The 15,367-nt window shown below is 74.0% G+C and carries 16 protein-coding genes and 1 tRNA gene; 8 read left to right on the forward strand and 9 right to left on the reverse strand.

Translation table 11 applies throughout. The annotated features are described in order from the left end of the window. Positions 1–8: 8 nt before the first annotated feature. The 6 genes from H9X71_RS13570 to H9X71_RS13595 form a co-directional block, all read right to left on the reverse strand. Entirely contained in the window at positions 9–1,367 is a 1,359-nt protein-coding gene (locus H9X71_RS13570; protein ID WP_191147552.1) for an ABC transporter substrate-binding protein, read from the reverse strand. Positions 1,368–1,486: 119 nt separating this feature from the next. Then, on the reverse strand, positions 1,487–2,392 hold the full coding sequence (locus H9X71_RS13575) for an alpha/beta hydrolase fold domain-containing protein (protein WP_191147553.1): 906 nt from the start codon (positions 2,390–2,392) through the stop codon (positions 1,487–1,489). A gap of 22 nt (positions 2,393–2,414) precedes the next feature. Next, on the reverse strand, positions 2,415–3,401 hold the full coding sequence (gene glpX / locus H9X71_RS13580; RefSeq protein WP_191147554.1) for a class II fructose-bisphosphatase: 987 nt from the start codon (positions 3,399–3,401) through the stop codon (positions 2,415–2,417). A 60-nt stretch (positions 3,402–3,461) separates the two neighbouring features. Continuing rightward, positions 3,462–4,607: an AI-2E family transporter gene (locus H9X71_RS13585; RefSeq protein WP_191147555.1), complete on the reverse strand. Its 1,146-nt coding sequence runs from the start codon at positions 4,605–4,607 to the stop codon at positions 3,462–3,464. A 309-nt stretch (positions 4,608–4,916) separates the two neighbouring features. Next, positions 4,917–5,006 (reverse strand) — tRNA-Ser (locus H9X71_RS13590). Positions 5,007–5,062: 56 nt separating this feature from the next. Continuing rightward, the gene (locus tag H9X71_RS13595; RefSeq protein WP_191147556.1) at positions 5,063–5,605 is read right to left on the reverse strand and encodes a hypothetical protein; all 543 of its coding nucleotides are present in this window, start codon (positions 5,603–5,605) and stop codon (positions 5,063–5,065) included. A gap of 170 nt (positions 5,606–5,775) precedes the next feature. Here H9X71_RS13595 and H9X71_RS13600 point away from each other — a divergent pair, with 170 nt between their 5' ends. Further along, positions 5,776–6,417 (forward strand): HAD family hydrolase, encoded by a 642-nt coding sequence (locus tag H9X71_RS13600; protein WP_191147557.1) that lies wholly within the window; start codon positions 5,776–5,778, stop codon positions 6,415–6,417. A 28-nt stretch (positions 6,418–6,445) separates the two neighbouring features. Here the strand turns inward: H9X71_RS13600 and H9X71_RS13605 are convergent, their stop codons facing one another. Together H9X71_RS13605 and H9X71_RS13610 are read right to left on the reverse strand one after the other, a co-directional pair. Next, on the reverse strand, positions 6,446–7,174 hold the full coding sequence (locus H9X71_RS13605) for a GAF and ANTAR domain-containing protein (protein WP_191147558.1): 729 nt from the start codon (positions 7,172–7,174) through the stop codon (positions 6,446–6,448). Positions 7,175–7,224: 50 nt separating this feature from the next. Beyond that, positions 7,225–7,908 carry a GAF and ANTAR domain-containing protein gene (locus H9X71_RS13610; protein WP_244961637.1) on the reverse strand — a complete coding sequence of 228 codons (684 nt, stop codon included), beginning with the start codon at positions 7,906–7,908 and terminating at the stop codon, positions 7,225–7,227. A gap of 207 nt (positions 7,909–8,115) precedes the next feature. Between H9X71_RS13610 and H9X71_RS13615 the strand changes: the two genes are divergently transcribed. Both H9X71_RS13615 and H9X71_RS13620 read left to right on the forward strand, forming a co-directional pair. Beyond that, the gene (locus H9X71_RS13615; protein ID WP_191147560.1) at positions 8,116–8,841 is read left to right on the forward strand and encodes an NADPH-dependent F420 reductase; all 726 of its coding nucleotides are present in this window, start codon (positions 8,116–8,118) and stop codon (positions 8,839–8,841) included. A gap of 9 nt (positions 8,842–8,850) precedes the next feature. Continuing rightward, complete coding sequence (locus H9X71_RS13620; RefSeq protein ID WP_191147561.1) at positions 8,851–9,651, forward strand: sulfite exporter TauE/SafE family protein; 801 nt, start codon at positions 8,851–8,853, stop codon at positions 9,649–9,651. 19 nt (positions 9,652–9,670) lie between these two features. Here H9X71_RS13620 and H9X71_RS13625 read toward each other — a convergent pair whose 3' ends face one another. Beyond that, a complete protein-coding gene (locus H9X71_RS13625; RefSeq protein WP_191147562.1) occupies positions 9,671–9,901 on the reverse strand; it encodes a hypothetical protein in 231 nt (76 codons plus the stop codon). Positions 9,902–10,036: 135 nt separating this feature from the next. Here H9X71_RS13625 and H9X71_RS13630 point away from each other — a divergent pair, with 135 nt between their 5' ends. The 5 genes from H9X71_RS13630 (at position 10,037) to kdpC (ending at position 15,357) form a co-directional block, all read left to right on the forward strand. Further along, positions 10,037–10,438, forward strand: coding sequence for a hypothetical protein (locus H9X71_RS13630; protein WP_191147563.1), 402 nt, complete (start codon positions 10,037–10,039; stop codon positions 10,436–10,438). Between the two features lie 315 nt (positions 10,439–10,753). Further along, positions 10,754–10,858, forward strand: a complete 105-nt coding sequence (gene kdpF, locus H9X71_RS13635) for a K(+)-transporting ATPase subunit F (protein ID WP_043668301.1) — start codon at positions 10,754–10,756, stop codon at positions 10,856–10,858. Then, positions 10,858–12,534, forward strand: a complete 1,677-nt coding sequence (gene kdpA / locus H9X71_RS13640; RefSeq protein WP_191147564.1) for a potassium-transporting ATPase subunit KdpA — start codon at positions 10,858–10,860, stop codon at positions 12,532–12,534. Before kdpF ends, kdpA begins: the two co-directional genes overlap by 1 nt. After that, positions 12,531–14,705, forward strand: coding sequence for a potassium-transporting ATPase subunit KdpB (gene kdpB, locus H9X71_RS13645; RefSeq protein ID WP_191147565.1), 2,175 nt, complete (start codon positions 12,531–12,533; stop codon positions 14,703–14,705). The genes kdpA and kdpB overlap by 4 nt, the downstream gene beginning before the upstream one ends. A 43-nt stretch (positions 14,706–14,748) precedes the next feature. Beyond that, on the forward strand, positions 14,749–15,357 hold the full coding sequence (gene kdpC, locus H9X71_RS13650; RefSeq protein WP_191147566.1) for a potassium-transporting ATPase subunit KdpC: 609 nt from the start codon (positions 14,749–14,751) through the stop codon (positions 15,355–15,357). Positions 15,358–15,367 lie beyond the last annotated feature (10 nt).

Consider the following 15,367-nt stretch of genomic DNA (forward strand, 5'->3'; position numbering starts at 1 on the left):
GCGCCGGGTCAGCGCGCCGCCTGCTCGTACGCCCGCATGGCCGCGGTCTGCGCGTCGCCGAGCGCCTGCTCGGGCGTCTTGTCGCCGAGGAGCGTCGAGGCGACCGCGTTCTGCAGCTCGCTCTGGATCTGCTGCCCCGCCGGCGACCCGCCGATCGAGCGGCCCTCCGACACCACGTCGTAGTACGTCGCGATGGCCTGGTCGATGCCGTCGTCGCCGCTCGGCACGACGTGCGCGTCGCGGACGGCCTGGTCGGCCGCGGGGGATCCCGTGAACAGGCCCGTGTAGATCCCGCCGTTCTCGGCGACCGTGTCGGCGCGCACGTCGCCGGCCGCCTCCCACGACTCCTGGCTCGTGAGGTCGAGCATCCACGCGCACGCGGCGTCCTTGTTCGCGGCGCCCGCGGGGATCACGAACGCGGATCCGCCGGCCACCGCGAAGGGCTCGCCGTCGCGGTCGCGGAACGGCACGGCCGAGATGTCGATGTCGTCGCGGTACGGCGCGACCACGTTGAGGTACCACTGGGCGTCGACCTGCGCGCCGACCTGGTCCTTCACGAACTGGTTGCCGTCGCCGAACGTGTCGAACGCGTCGCTGAAGCTCTTGCCCTTCGCGTACCCGCCCTGCGCGTCGGACAGCCGCTTGAGGAACTCGAGGCCGGGCAGGTTGGCCTCGTCGTCGAGCGTGGGCTTGCCCTCGTCGTCGACGAGCTGGCCGCCGAAGCCGAGCATCCAGAGCGCGGCCTGGCTGGTGGGCACGGCGTCGAGGCCCAGCACGGCGGGGTCGCCGCCGGACTCCCGGTAGACCTTCCCGACGGCCTCGAGCAGCTGGTCGGGCTTCGACGTGTCGAACTGGTCGGCCGTGACACCGGCCGCGCCGAGCACGCGCTCGTTGAGCATGATCGCCGGCGGCTGGAAGAACTGCGGCACCGCCCAGATGGCGTCGTCGTAGCGGATGTCGTTGGTGACGGACTCGTAGAAGCGCTCCTCCGGGTCCACGTCGTGGACGGCGTAGCACTCGTCGAGCGGGAGGATCAGGTCCTGGGCCGCGTAGGTCGCCACGAACTGGCGGTCCATCTGCACCACGTCGGGGGTCTGGCCGCTCGCGACGCGGGTCGTGAACTTCTGCGCGTCGAACGCGGTGGAGTCGAGGTCGACCTCGACGTCGCCGAGCGCGTCGGCCGCGTGCGCCAGGCGGGCCTCGCCCACGTCGTCCGCGCCGTCGAACGCCCAGGCCTTCAGCGTGCCGGTGGCCTCCGTCGTGAAGGAGGCGTCGGCCGCGCCGGTGCCGCCGGATCCGCATCCCGCGAGCAGCGTGACCGTGGCCGCCGCCGCGACGACGGCGAGCGTCCTGTGTGTCCTGGTCATGTGGATCCCTCCGAGAGCACGGCGGGCGTCATCGCCCGCTCCTCGAACGTACGCCGCTTCTCCTCCGGCGGGCCGGCGGGGGGCTCCGTCGCGCGGCCGACCGGCCGGGCGCCGCCGCGTCAGGCCAGCAGCAGCGCGACCATCGCGTCGCGGGCCCGGGCGCCCTCGGGGATCGGCATGAGCGCGTAGACGTGCAGGAGGTCCGGCTCCACGTGGATCCGCACCGGGTGCCCGGCCGCGGCCGCCTTCCGCTCGAGGGCGCGCGCGTCGGCGAAGAGGATGTCGTGCGTGCCCGTGAAGACCGTGATGCGGCCGAGGCCCGCGAGCGATCCGCGGAGCGGGCTGACCCGCGGATCCTCCACCGGCAGCTCCCCGCGCCACGACTCCACGGCGGCGCGCATGCCGTCGACCGCGAGCCACGGGTCCGTGGGCTGGATGCGCGCGATGAGCGGATCCGAGAACGTCAGGTCGAGCGCGGGCGACAGGAGCACGACGTCGCGCGGCGCGGGCACCCCGCGGTCGCGGAGCGCCATCGCGGTCGACAGCGCGATCTGCCCGCCGGCCGAGTCGCCCATCAGCGTGATGCCGTCTGCGCCGACCTCGGCGACGAGCGCCTCCGCGAGGTCCGCCGTGCGCGCGACGACGTCCGCCGCCGTGCCGGTGGGCACGAGCGGGTAGATGGGCACCGTGAAGGTCGTGCCGGTGCGGCGGGCGAGCCCGGCGACGAGCCACCAGTGGAACGGCGAGATCTCGTGGGTCCACCCGCCGCCGTGCGCGTACAGGGCGCGGCGGCGGGTGGCCGGGCCCGCCGGCGCGACCTCGTAGACGTGCCAGCCGCGCTCCACCCGCGCGGTGACGCGCACCCCGCGGAGGAGCGGCGGGGGCGCGAACCCGCCCGGCCGCAGCACCCGCCGGGCGGCCCGGCGCATGGTGCGGTCGGGCGACGCGAACTCGCCCTGCCCGCCGACCAGCCGGATGACGGGCGGGACGAGGCGGGTCAGCAGGCTGCGGCGGGTGCGCGTCATGGCGGGGCGGGCCGGGATCCGGTCAGCTGGCCAGGCTGTACCACTTGGAGACGAGGTGGTCGGCCTCCACGCGGCGGATGGTGCCGGAGTGCGAGCGGAGCACGATGCTCGAGGTGCGGATCATGCCGCGGTGGCGCGTGACGCCCGCGACGAGCGCGCCGTCGGTGACGCCGGTCGCGACGAAGTACGCGTTGTCGCCCGTGACGAGGTCGTCCTGGTCGAGGACGCGGTCGAGGTCGTGGCCCGCGTCGACGGCCCGCTGCCGCTCGGCGTCGTCCTTGGGCGCGAGGCGGGAGAGGAGCACGCCGCCGAGCGCCTTGATGGCGCACGCCGTGATGATGCCCTCCGGCGTGCCGCCGATGCCGACGCACATGTCGATGCGCGAGTCGGGGCGGGCCGCGTTGATGCCGCCCGCCACGTCGCCGTCGAGCAGGAGGCGGGTGGAGGCGCCGGACGCGCGGATCTGCGCGATGAGGTCGGCGTGCCGTGGCCGGTCGAGCACGGCCACCTGCATGTCCTCGACCGCGAGGCCCTTGGCCTCGGCGAGCGCGCGGATGTTGTCGCCGATGGGGCGGTCGAGGTCGACGACGCCGCGGCCCTCGGGACCGGTGACGAGCTTGTCCATGTAGAAGACGGCCGACGGGTCGAACATGCTGCCGCGGTCGCTCACCGCGATGACGGAGAGGGCGTTCATGCGGCCGGCGGCGGTGAGGCTCGTGCCGTCGATGGGATCCACCGCGATGTCGCACGCGGGGCCGAAGCCGTTGCCGACGTGCTCCCCGTTGAAGAGCATCGGCGCCTCGTCCTTCTCGCCCTCGCCGATGACGACGAGCCCGTCGAAGGCGACGGTGCCGAGGAACTTGCGCATCGCGTCGACCGCGGCGCCGTCGGCGGCGTTCTTGTCGCCCTTGCCGATGAAGGGGGCGGAGCGGATGGCCGCGGCCTCGGTGGCCCGCACGAGCTCCATCCCGAGGTTGCGATCCGGATTCGAGTAGTTCTCCTCGGTCATGGTGGGGTCCTCCCGGTAGAGACGTGCGCGGGCGGCTCCGTCGACTCCGCAGGTGCGTCCCTACGATCCTACGGCGGGGGTGCGGGCCTTCCAGCTGCCGCCGGCGACGTACCGGACCATCACGTTGAGCGTCGCGACGAACGGCACGGCGAACAGGGCGCCCGCGACGCCGCCCACGTAGGAGCCCGCGGCGACCGCGAGCACGACCGCGAGCGGGTGCACGTGCACGGCCCCGCCCATCACGAGCGGCTGCAGCACGTGCGACTCGAGCAGGTGCACGCCGATGACGGCGACCAGCATGATGACCGCCTGGAGCGGCCCCACGAACACGAGCGCGATGACGACCGCGAACGCGCCCGAGACGATGGCGCCGACCACGGGGATGAACGACGCGAGGAACACGACCACGGCGATGGGGATGGCGAGCGGGAGGCCGAGGATCCACGCGGCGATGCCGATGCCGACCGCGTTGCCGGCGGCGACGAAGATCTGCACGCGCGTGAACGCGGAGAGCGTGCCCCAGCCCGCGCGGCCGGCGCCGTCGATCGCGGGACGCGCGCGCCGCGGGATGACGGAGACGACGAACCGCCAGATGCCGCGCCCGTCGATGAGCACGATGACGATGGTGAAGAACGCGAGCAGCGCGCCCGTGACGAGGTGGCCGACGCCGAGCCCCGCGTCGAGCGCCCCGGTGAGCAGGGCCTCGCGGCTGCTCTCGAGGGCCTTCCCGGCGGACGCGAGCAGCGCGTCGTAGTCGGCCGGCACGACGTTGAAGGGCGGCTGCGCGAGCAGGTCGCGCACGTCCTCGAAGCGGGCCATGGCCTCGCGCTGCAGGGTGGGGATGCCCGTGCGGATCTGCGTGACGACCAGCAGCACGAGCCCGGCGATGACCACCGCGGTCGCGAGCAGCGTGGACGTGATGGCGAGCCACGCCGGCCAGCGCCGCCGGCGCAGCGCCGCGACGAGCGGCTGCAGCAGCGCGCAGACGAGGAGGCCGATGAGGAACGGGACGACCACCTCCTTGAGCGAGACGAGGATCCACACGGCCGCGGCCACCGCGATGCCGATGACCACCAGGCGCCACGACCACTCGGAGGCGAGGAGGACCCCGGGCGTGACCCCGCGCGCGGCGGCCCGGCCGGCGTGCGGCACGGGATCCGACAGCGGGGCGGAGGCGCCCGGCGAGGGCTCGACGTCGTGGGACATGGCGGTGCTCCGATCTCGAAACGCGGGAGGAGCGCCCCCCGATGCGAGGTGAGCCCGGCGCCCATCATGGCCGGACCCGACGGAGGCGCGGGCGGCGGTGCCTGGTGCGTGTGCACGAGGATCCTCCGCGCGGCTGTGCGGGAGGCGTGGGCGAGCACGTGAAGGGCGGGCCGCGTAGCTGCCTTCCTCCGGTGACCCGACGTCGACGGCATGTCGAGATGACCGCCGGGGACGACGAAGGGCCCCGGTCTCCCGGGGCCCTTCGCGCGGATCGGGGGCGTCGCGCGAGGCGAGCCGCCGGGATCCTGCTGGCGGTGGCGGTGGGATTTGAACCCACGGTGGAGTCTCCCCCACACACGCTTTCGAGGCGTGCTCCTTAGGCCGCTCGGACACGCCACCGGGATCGAGTGTAGTACAGGCCCGGGGCGGGATCGCACGGGCCGGGCGGCGGCGGATCAGCGCACGGACGCGAGCGCGCGCACCGTCACGGGCAGCTCGACAGGCACCGGCGTCGCGACGTCGACCACGCGGATCCCGCGCACCTCGACGACCGCCGGCACGGGCACCGCGATGAGGTCGCCGGCCGCGACGTCGGCGGGCAGGCGCACGAGCGTGCCGCCGACCACCGCGGGCCGCGCGGCCGCGGTGGACGCGCGCCCGATCAGCCGCACCTCCGACCAGGTGCAGGCGAGGCCCGCGATGTCCGCGTCGAGGAGCAGGGCGCGCGGGGCGTCGGCGGTCGCGGGCGCGACGGCGAGGATCCGCAGGACGACCGCGGAGGCCGACGCGGTGCGCGACGCGCGGCCGCCGCTGCCGCGCTCGACCACCGGGCCGGTGACGGTGCAGGGCGTGCCGCGCTCGCCGGCGAGCGCGACGAGGGAGACGTCGCCGACCCGCAGGTCGGTCGTGGTGGCGACGGTGCCGGCGGGCCAGAGGGCGGCGGCGAGCGGATCCGGGATGCTGCGGCGGAGCGACGGGAGGATCGCGGTGAGGGTCATGGCTGCAGGTCTACCCCCGCGCAGCACGGCCCGCGCCCGCCCTCACGGAAGCCGTGCGCGCAGGGCGGCGACCCTCACGCGATCCGCACGGCGGCCGGACGATGCGCGTGCCGCATCGCCCGAGCGGGCATGCTCGAGGGGACCCGTCCGCCACGTCCCGAAGGAGACCCGTGCCCGAGAACCGCGACCCCGCCCTGCCCTGGCTCCTCTTCGACATCGGCGGCGTGCTCATCACGCGGCCGGACGACATCGGCGCGCTGGCCCGCGCGCTGGATCCCGCGGGCGTCGCCGGCGAGGACGCGGAACGGCGCGTCCGCGGGGCCTTCGACGCGCACCGGGAGCCGTACGACCGCGGCGGGAGCGCCCGGGGGTTCTGGGACGCGGTCGCCGCGGACGTCGACGCCGCCACCCCCTCCGAGGACGGCCTCCGGGAGCTGGTCGCCATCGAGCAGCGCCGCTGGGCCTCGCCCGACGACGAGGTCCTCGCCGCGCTCGACCGCGCCATCGCGGCGGGCTACCGGCTCGCCGTGCTGAGCAACGCGCCGCACGATCTCGCCGACGTGCTCGAGGACCCCGACGGCTGGGGCGCGCGCTTCGACCACGTCATGACGAGCGCGCGGCTCGGCATGGCCAAGCCCGACGCGGACGTGTGGCCCGTCGCGGCGGAGCGCCTGGGGAGCCCGGCCGAGCGGATCCTCTTCGTCGACGACAAGACCGGCAACGTCGAGGCCGCCCGCCGCGCGGGGTTGCGCGCGCACGTGTGGGAGGGCCTCCGCACGCTCGACCGGATCCTCGCCGGCGAGCTCGACTGACCCGGCCGTCGGCGCGGCGGTGCGCCGGCTAGGACCGGTCGCGCGACCCCAGCGTGATCCGCCCGGCCACGATGCCCGCCGCGACCTCCGGCATCGCCGTGCTGGTGCTGCGGGCCTCGCGGCGGATGAGCCGGAACGCGGCGTCCATGTCGACGCCGTGCATGTGCGCGACGACGCCCTTGGCCTGCTCGATGACCACGCGGCTGTCGAGCGCGTGCCGGAGCTGGTCGCGCACGACGCTGCTGTCGCGGATCGTCCGCTCCTGCAGCACGCTGATGGTCGCCACGTCGGCGAGCGCCTGCGCCGCGATCGCGTCGGCCTCGTTGAGCACGCCCTCGTGCTCGCGGAAGAGGTTGAGGGATCCGATGACCTGGCCGCGCAGCCGCAGCGGGATCGCGCGCACCGACACGTACCCGGCCCCCGCCGCCTGCGCCGCGAAGGCCGGCCAGCGGTCGGCGATCGCGCGCACGTCGGCCACGGACACGACCTGGCCGGTGGTGACCGCCTCGACGCACGGACCCTCGCCGACCTCGAGCTGCATCAGCCCGACCAGCCGGCTCTTCTCGCTCGTGGAGGCGACGACCTCCAGGTGCGCGTCGTCGGGCCCGATGATGATGCCCGCCGCGCTCGCGTCGAACAGCAGCGTGGCCTGGTCGACCAGCGTCTGGAGCAGCTCGAGCACGTCGAAGTCGCTCACGAGCGAGTCGGCGAGGCTCACGAACGTGTGGACGAGCAGCTCTTCCCGCGTCTCGGGCATCGGCGTGGTTCCTCTGGGTCTCTCGGGTGGTCGGTGATCGGTGGGCCGCGTCAGCGGTCCGGGGTGAAGTCGAGCGTGCGGCCCACGACGTCCTCGGCCACGTCCCGCAGCGGGCGTCCCGTGGCGAAGGCGTGGCCGCGGAGCACCAGGAGCGCATCCGCCGGGGGGATCCCCATCTGCGCGACGACCATCCCGGTGGCCTGGTGCACCTCGCGGCGCGAGTACCGGCCCACCCACTCCCCATTTTCCTCCTGCGAGGCATCCGCAGCCAGCAGAGCGCGGCGGAGGATCTGGCGGGCGACGATCCGGGACAGGGTCGTCGCGTCCGTCACCTCCCGGTCGGAGATGTCGCGGGCGGTGCGGGAGTAGAGGTCGACCGCGCCCAGGCTGAGCCCCGCGAAGACGAGCGGGAACGCGAAGACGGCACCGGCGCCGCTCTCGTGCATGGCCCGGCGCGCGAGCGGCCACGACGTGCCGCCGGATCCCTGCATGTCGGGCTCGAGGACGGGACGGCGCGTGACGAGCGCCTCCCAGCACGGGCCCTCCCCGAGGTCGAGCTGGATCTCGTCGAGCCGGCCCGCGTGGTCGTCCGAGGCGCAGACGGTCTCGCTGCCGAGCGGGTCCCCGAGGGTGGAGACGGCCGCGCCGCTCACGCCGAACGCGGCGACGAGGGGGCCGCACAGGTCGGATCCGACCGCCGTCGCGTGCTCGAGCGCCCGCGCCGCCTCGGCCACGGCCCCGCGGCTAGGCACGGGCCGACGCACGAGGGGGGATGACCATGAGCATGGGAGCCTCCAAGGCCCGAACAGTGCGCGAGGTGGGACGCGGAGCGCAGGGACCGGGTGTCGACCGCTACGCCACCCTATCCTCGCCGGGACCCGGCGGCGACGGCCACCGGCGACGGGTCGTGACCCGGGCGGGCGTCCGCGGAGAATGGATCCATGACGCATCCCGACGCTCCCGCCGCCCGACCCGACGCCGACCGGTCGGAGGCGGCGGGATCCGTCACCGTCGGGATCCTCGGCGCCGGCAAGGTCGGCACGGTGCTCGCCCGCCGCGCGATCGCCGCCGGGCACCCGGTGCTCATCTCGGGCTCGGGGGAACCGTCGCGCATCGCCCTCATCGTCGACGTGCTCGCGCCCGGCGCCGTCGCCACCACCTCGGCCGACGCGGCCGCCCGCGCCGACGTCGTGATCCTCGCCCTCCCCCTCGGCAAGCTGCCCTCCGTGCCCGTCGCGGAGCTGCGCGGCAAGCTCGTGGTCGACGCCATGAACTACTGGTGGGAGGTCGACGGCCACCGCGACGACCTCGCACACCCCGCCTCCTCCACGAGCGAGCTGGTGCAGGACTCCCTCCCCGGCTCCACCGTCGTCAAGGCCTTCAACCACATGGGGTACCACGACCTCGACGAGGGGCCGCGGCCCGCCGGCGAGCCGGGCCGCAAGGGCATCGCGGTCGCGGGCGACGACGACGCGGCCCGGGCGACCGTCGCAGCCCTCGTGGACGCGTTCGGCTTCGACCCCGTCGACATCGGCCCGCTGAGCGCCGGCCGCGTGCTGGAGCCCGGCCGCTCGCTCTTCGGCGTGAACGTGGACGCGGAGGAGATCCGCCGCCTGGTCGCGCTCGAGTCGGCGGACGCGCGGCCCGACGCCGCGCCCGCCGCGTAGCGCCGGCGGATGGACATCGGCGGATCCCTCGGCGAGATCACCCTCCAGGTCGCGCTGCTCATGCTGCTGGCGGCGCTCGCGGCCGGCTGGATCGACGCGGTCGTGGGCGGCGGCGGCCTGCTGCAGCTGCCGGCGCTGCTGCTGGTGCCGGGGATCACGCCCGTGGAGGCGCTCGCGACCAACAAGCTCGCGTCGCTCTTCGGCACCACGACGAGCGCCGTGACCTGGTACCGGCGCACGCACCCGGACCTCCGCACCGCCCTGCCCATGGCCGCGGTCGCGCTGGCCGGCAGCTACGGCGGGGCGAGCCTCGCGGCGCTGCTGCCCGCCTCGGTGTTCAAGCCGCTCGTGGTGGTCGCGCTCGTGATCGTGGCCGTCGTGACCATCGCCCGCCCGCGCCTCGGCGACGTGGCCGCGCTCCGCCACACGGGCCGGAAGCACCACGGGATCGCGGCGCTGCTCGGCGTCGTGATCGGCTTCTACGACGGGCTCATCGGACCCGGCACGGGCACGTTCCTGATCATCGCGCTCATCACCGCGCTCGGCTACGACTTCGTGCTCGCGAGCGCCAAGGCCAAGATCGTGAACGTCGCGACGAACCTCGGCGCCCTCGCCTTCTTCATCCCGCAGGGCCACGTGCTCTGGGCGCTCGCGCTCGGGATGGGCGTCGCGAACATGGTCGGCGGCTACGCGGGATCCCGCATGGCCGTGGCCCGCGGCAGCCGCTTCATCCGCATCGCGTTCATCGTGGTGGTGGCGGTGCTCATCGTGAAGGTGGGGTCGGACGTGGTGGCGGAATGGGCTGCGTGACCCGTCACCCGCGGCGGGCTCAGCCCGGCAGGCCCTCGCGGGCGTGCACGCGGTAGCTCGCGTAGTAGGAGACGGCCACCACCGCGAAGGCGACCGCGGCGAGCGCCTCGCAGATCCGGCCCGCCACCGGGATGTCGACGAGCACGACCGCGATGACGGCGGCGAGCAGGGCGAGCACGCCCCACACCACAGCGAGCCGGGCGCAGCGCTTCGCGGGGCCGGGCTGGAGCCAGGGGGATCGGGTCGCCATGCCCTCCACGCTACGGGCGCCGGTCGGCGCGCCCGGACCGGTCCGGGCCCCAGTAGGGGGCACGTCACGCGGCCCGACGATGACGATCCGGTCACGGGCCTGTCCGGCGGGGGTGCGCGCGTGCGAGGGTCGGGCATGCCCCGCTCCCCGCGCCCCTCCCGCGTCGTCGGCCTGGTCGCCGTGGCCCTGCTCGCCGCCGCGCCGCTCAGCTCCTGCAGCGCCGCCGCCTTCGCGTGCAGCGATGTCGGCTACCGGAACACGCTGGACGTCCGGGTCGTCGGATCCGAGGAGGCCGTCGCCCGGGTCGCCCTCGTGCGCATGTGCGACGAGGACGGCTGCTCCGGCACGCTCGAGCAGTCCGGCCCGTCGGCGGATCCCGAGGCCGCCCTGCCCGAGCACACCGCCACCGCCACCGGCCCCGGCCGCTGGACGGTCGAGCGCGGCATGACCACACCGGCAGAGGCGACCTTCACCGCGCTCGCGGCCGACGGCACCGTGAAGACCGCGGGCACGGTCGACCTCGCGCTCGCGGGCTGACGCCCTCCCCGCGGGCGCGACCGGCTCCCGCTCCGGGACGCCGTGGAGCTCGCGATCCCCGACGGGACCGCCTCGCCGCGCCCCCGCGTAGGAGTGTCGTGAGGTTCCCCGCGGCGCCGTGAGGGAACCGTATGGATGCGTGAGGACGCCCGCGCGCGAGGTGTCTAGTGGTCCTCCGTGCCCCGCCGGGCACCCGCGTCCGACCGGCCGCGGCACCCCTCACCGGAGGATCCCCGTGCTCGACCTCGTGTACATCGCAGGCGCCATCGTCCTGTTCGCCCTCGTCGGCCTCGTCGCCCGGGGGGTGGAGAAGCTGTGATCACCTCGTTCGCCGACGCGGCCGGCCTCGCCGCCGCCGTGCTCGGCATCGCGTCCGTCGTGTACCTCGTGTACGCCCTGATCCGCCCCGAGCGGTTCTGATGGAGGCGCTCGCCGGCATCCTCCAGGTCGCCACCGTCGTCCTGGTCCTCGTCCTCGTCCACCGCCCGCTGGGCGACCTCATGGCGCGCATGTACGAGTCGCGCCACGACCTGCGCGTCGAGCGCGGCATCTACCGCCTCATCGGCGTGGATCCCCGCTCCGAGCAGACCTGGCCCGCCTACCTCCGCGCGGTGCTCGCGTTCTCGCTCACCGGCGTCCTCGTCGTCTACGCGATGCAGCGCCTCCAGGCGTCCCTCCCCTACGCGCTCGGCCTCCCCGCCGTGCCCGAGGGCATCTCCTTCAACACGGCCGTCTCGTTCGTCACCAACACGAACTGGCAGTCGTACTCGCCCGAGGCGACCATGGGCTACACCGTCCAGCTCGCCGGGCTCGCGGTGCAGAACTTCGTCTCGGCGGCGGTCGGCATCGCGGTGGCCATCGCGCTCGTCCGCGGCTTCGCCCGCACGCGCAGCGGCACCATCGGCAACCTCTGGGTCGACCTGATCCGCGGGTCGCTCCGCCTGCTCCTGCCCCTCTCGCTCGTCACCGCGGTGGTCCTCATCGCGGGCGGCGTGATCCAGAACTTCGCCGGGTTCCAGGAGGTGCAGACCCTCGCGGGCGGCACGCAGACCATCCCGGGCGGGCCGGTGGCCTCGCAGGAGGCGATCAAGATGCTCGGCACGAACGGCGGCGGATTCTTCAACGCGAACTCCGCGCACCCGTTCGAGGACCCGACCGCCTGGACGAGCGCGTTCCAGGTGCTCCTGATGCTCGTGATCCCGTTCTCGCTCCCCCGCACCTTCGGGAAGATGGTCGGCGACACCCGCCAGGGCACCGCGATCGCGGCCGTCATGGCCACGATCTTCCTGGCCTCCTTCACAGCCCTCACGCTCTTCGAGCTGCAGGGTGCGGGCACGGCCCCGATGGCCGCGGGCGGCGCGATGGAGGGCAAGGAGCAGCGCTTCGGCATCGTGCTCTCGACGCTGTTCGGATCCACCTCGACGCTCACCTCGACGGGTGCCGTCAACTCGATGCACGACTCGTACACGGCGCTCGGCGGCATGATGCCGATGCTCAACATGATGCTCGGCGAGGTCGCCCCCGGCGGCGTCGGATCCGGCCTCTACGGCATGCTCGTGCTCGCCGTGATCGCGGTGTTCGTCGCGGGCCTGCTCGTCGGCCGGACGCCCGAGTACCTCGGCAAGAAGATCGGGCCGCGCGAGATCAAGCTCGCGAGCCTCTACATCCTCGTCACGCCGATCCTGGTGCTCGTCGGCACCGCGCTGAGCTTCGCGATCCCCGCGGTGCGCGCGGACGTCGAGGGCACCTCGATCCTCAACGGCGGCCTGCACGGGCTCTCCGAGGTGGTCTACGCGTTCACGTCGGCGTCCAACAACAACGGGTCCGCGTTCGCCGGCCTCACCGCCTCGACGCCGTGGTTCAACACGGCGCTCGGCGTCGCGATGCTGCTCGGCCGCTTCGTGCCGATCGTGCTCGTGCTGGCGCTCGCCGGATCCCTCGCGGCGCAGGACCGCATCCCCTCCACGGCGGGGACCCTGCCCACCCACCGGCCGCAGTTCGTCGGCCTCCTCATCGGGGTGACGGTCATCGTGACCGCTCTCACCTACTTCCCCGTTCTCGCGCTGGGTCCCCTGGCGGAAGGGCTGCAGTCATGACCACCATCACCCCCGAGGCCGGCTCCGCGCCGGCGGCCGTCCCGTCGGATCCGTCCGAGCCGAAGCCGTCGCGCGCCCGCGCCATCGACGCCCGGCAGCTCGCCGAGGCGCTCCCCGGCGCGTTCCGGAAGCTCGACCCGCGCCTCATGTGGAAGAACCCGGTGATGCTGATCGTCGAGGTCGGCGCCGCGTTCACCACCGTGCTCGCGATCGCCGAGCCCTTCACGGGCGGCCCCGGATCCTCCGGCGGCAGCGCCGTGCCCGCGACCTTCACGGCCGGGATCGCCCTGTGGCTCTGGCTCACCGTCGTCTTCGCGAACCTCGCGGAGTCGGTGGCCGAGGGCCGTGGCAAGGCGCAGGCCGACAGCCTGCGGAAGACCCGCACGAGCACCATGGCACACGTCGTCGCGTCCTACGACCAGGCCGCGGATCCGGGCGCCGAGCGCACGGCGCTCCGCGAGGTGTCGAGCGCCGACCTCACGCTCGGCGACATGGTCGTCGTGGTCGCCGGGGAGTCGATCCCGGGCGACGGCGACGTCGTGTGGGGCATCGCCTCCATCGACGAGTCGGCCATCACGGGCGAGTCCGCCCCGGTGGTCCGCGAGTCCGGCGGTGACCGCAGCGCCGTCACGGGCGGCACGCGGGTGCTGAGCGACCGGATCGTGGTGCGCATCACCTCGAAGCCCGGCGAGACGTTCGTCGACCGCATGATCGGCCTCGTCGAGGGCGCGTCGCGCCAGCGCACGCCGAACGAGATCGCGCTGAACATCCTGCTGGCGAGCCTCACGATCGTCTTCGTGGTCGTGGCCCTCACGCTCAACCCCATCGCCTCCTACTCGGCGGCGACCGTGAGCGTGCCGGTGCTCATCGCGCTGCTCGTCTGCCTGATCCCGACCACCATCGGCGCGCTGCTGTCCGCCATCGGCATCGCCGGCATGGACCGGCTCGTGCAGCGCAACGTGCTCGCGATGTCGGGCCGCGCGGTCGAGGCCGCCGGCGACGTCACCACGCTGCTGCTCGACAAGACCGGCACCATCACCTACGGCAACCGCCGGGCCAGCGAGCTGATCCCGGTGGGCGGCGTCACGGGCGAGGAGCTCGCCCGCGCCGCGGCCATGTCGTCGCTCGCGGACCCGACGCCGGAGGGATCCAGCGTCGTCGACCTCGCCGTCGCGCAGGGCGTGGACACCGCGACGCTGCCGCGCGGGGTGGACGTGCCGTTCACCGCGCAGACCCGCATGTCGGGCGTCGACCTGCCCGACGGGCGCATCGTCCGGAAGGGCGCGTCGTCGGCCGTGTTCGCGTGGCTCGAGGAAGGCGGCCGCGCGCTGCCGATGCTGGTCCGCGACGAGCTCACCTCGACCGTCGAGGCCGTCTCGAACTCCGGCGGCACCCCGCTGGTCGTCGCGACCAAGGACGCCGACGGATCCGGCCGCGTGCTCGGCGTCGTGCACCTCAAGGACGTCGTGAAGGACGGCCTGAAGGAGCGGTTCGCGGAGCTGCGGGCGATGGGGATCCGCACGGTGATGATCACGGGCGACAACCCGCTCACCGCCCGCGCCATCGCCGCCGAGGCCGGGGTGGACGACCACCTCGCCGAGGCGACGCCCGAGGACAAGCTCGCGCTCATCCGCAAGGAGCAGGAGGGCGGCCGGCTGGTCGCCATGACCGGCGACGGCACCAACGACGCGCCCGCGCTCGCGCAGGCCGACGTGGGCGTCGCGATGAACACGGGCACGTCGGCCGCGAAGGAGGCCGGCAACATGGTCGACCTCGACTCCGACCCGACCAAGCTCATCGACATCGTCCGCATCGGCAAGCAGCTGCTCATCACCCGCGGCGCGCTCACCACGTTCTCCATCGCCAACGACATCGCCAAGTACTTCGCGATCATCCCCGCCATGTTCACGGGCGTCTTCCCGCAGCTCGCGGTGCTCAACGTGATGCAGCTGCACTCTCCGGCGTCCGCGATCCTCTCGGCGATCGTGTTCAACGCGCTGATCATCGTGGTGCTCATCCCGCTGGCCCTCAAGGGCGTGAAGTACCGGCCGCTCAGCGCCTCCAAGGTGCTCAGCCGGAACCTGCTCGTCTACGGGGTCGGCGGCGTCGTCGCGCCCTTCGTCGGCATCAAGCTCGTCGACCTCGTCGTCAGCCTGATCCCCGGCTTCTGATCCCGCACCGCTCCCCGCACGCCCCACCCAGACAAGGAACCCCATGCCCTCCCCCCGCCAGTCCCTCCGCACCGCCGGCGTCGCCGTCCGCGCGATGGCCGTCCTCACCGTGATCCTCGGCGTCGGCTACACGGCCGTCGTCACGGGCATCGGCCAGCTCGCGCTCCCCGCGCAGGCGGACGGCTCGCTCGCCACCGCCGACGGGGAGGTCGTCGGATCCTCGCTCATCGGCCAGTCCTTCACGGACGCCGACGGCGCCGCGTCACCTGGGTGGTTCCAGTCCCGGCCGTCGGCCGCGGGCGACGGCTACGACGCGTCCGCGTCCAGCGGCAGCAACCTCGGCCCCGAGAACGAGGACCTCATCGCCTCGATCGAGGAGCGGAGGGCTGCGATCGCCGCCTCCGACGGCGTGGATCCGCAGACGATCCCGGCCGACGCGCTCACCGCGTCGGCCTCCGGGCTCGATCCGCACATCAGCCCGGAATACGCTCGACTCCAGGTGGCGCGCGTGGCCTCGGCCCGGGGGATCCCGGTGCAGGAGGTCGAGCGCCTCGTCGACCAGCACGTGCAGGGGCGCGACCTCGGCTACCTCGGCGAGCCGACCGTGAACGTGCTCCAGCTGAACATCGCGCTCGCCGGCCTCGGCGGCTGACGCCCGCACC

The organism is Clavibacter zhangzhiyongii (assembly GCF_014775655.1).
Taxonomy (GTDB): domain Bacteria; phylum Actinomycetota; class Actinomycetes; order Actinomycetales; family Microbacteriaceae; genus Clavibacter; species Clavibacter zhangzhiyongii.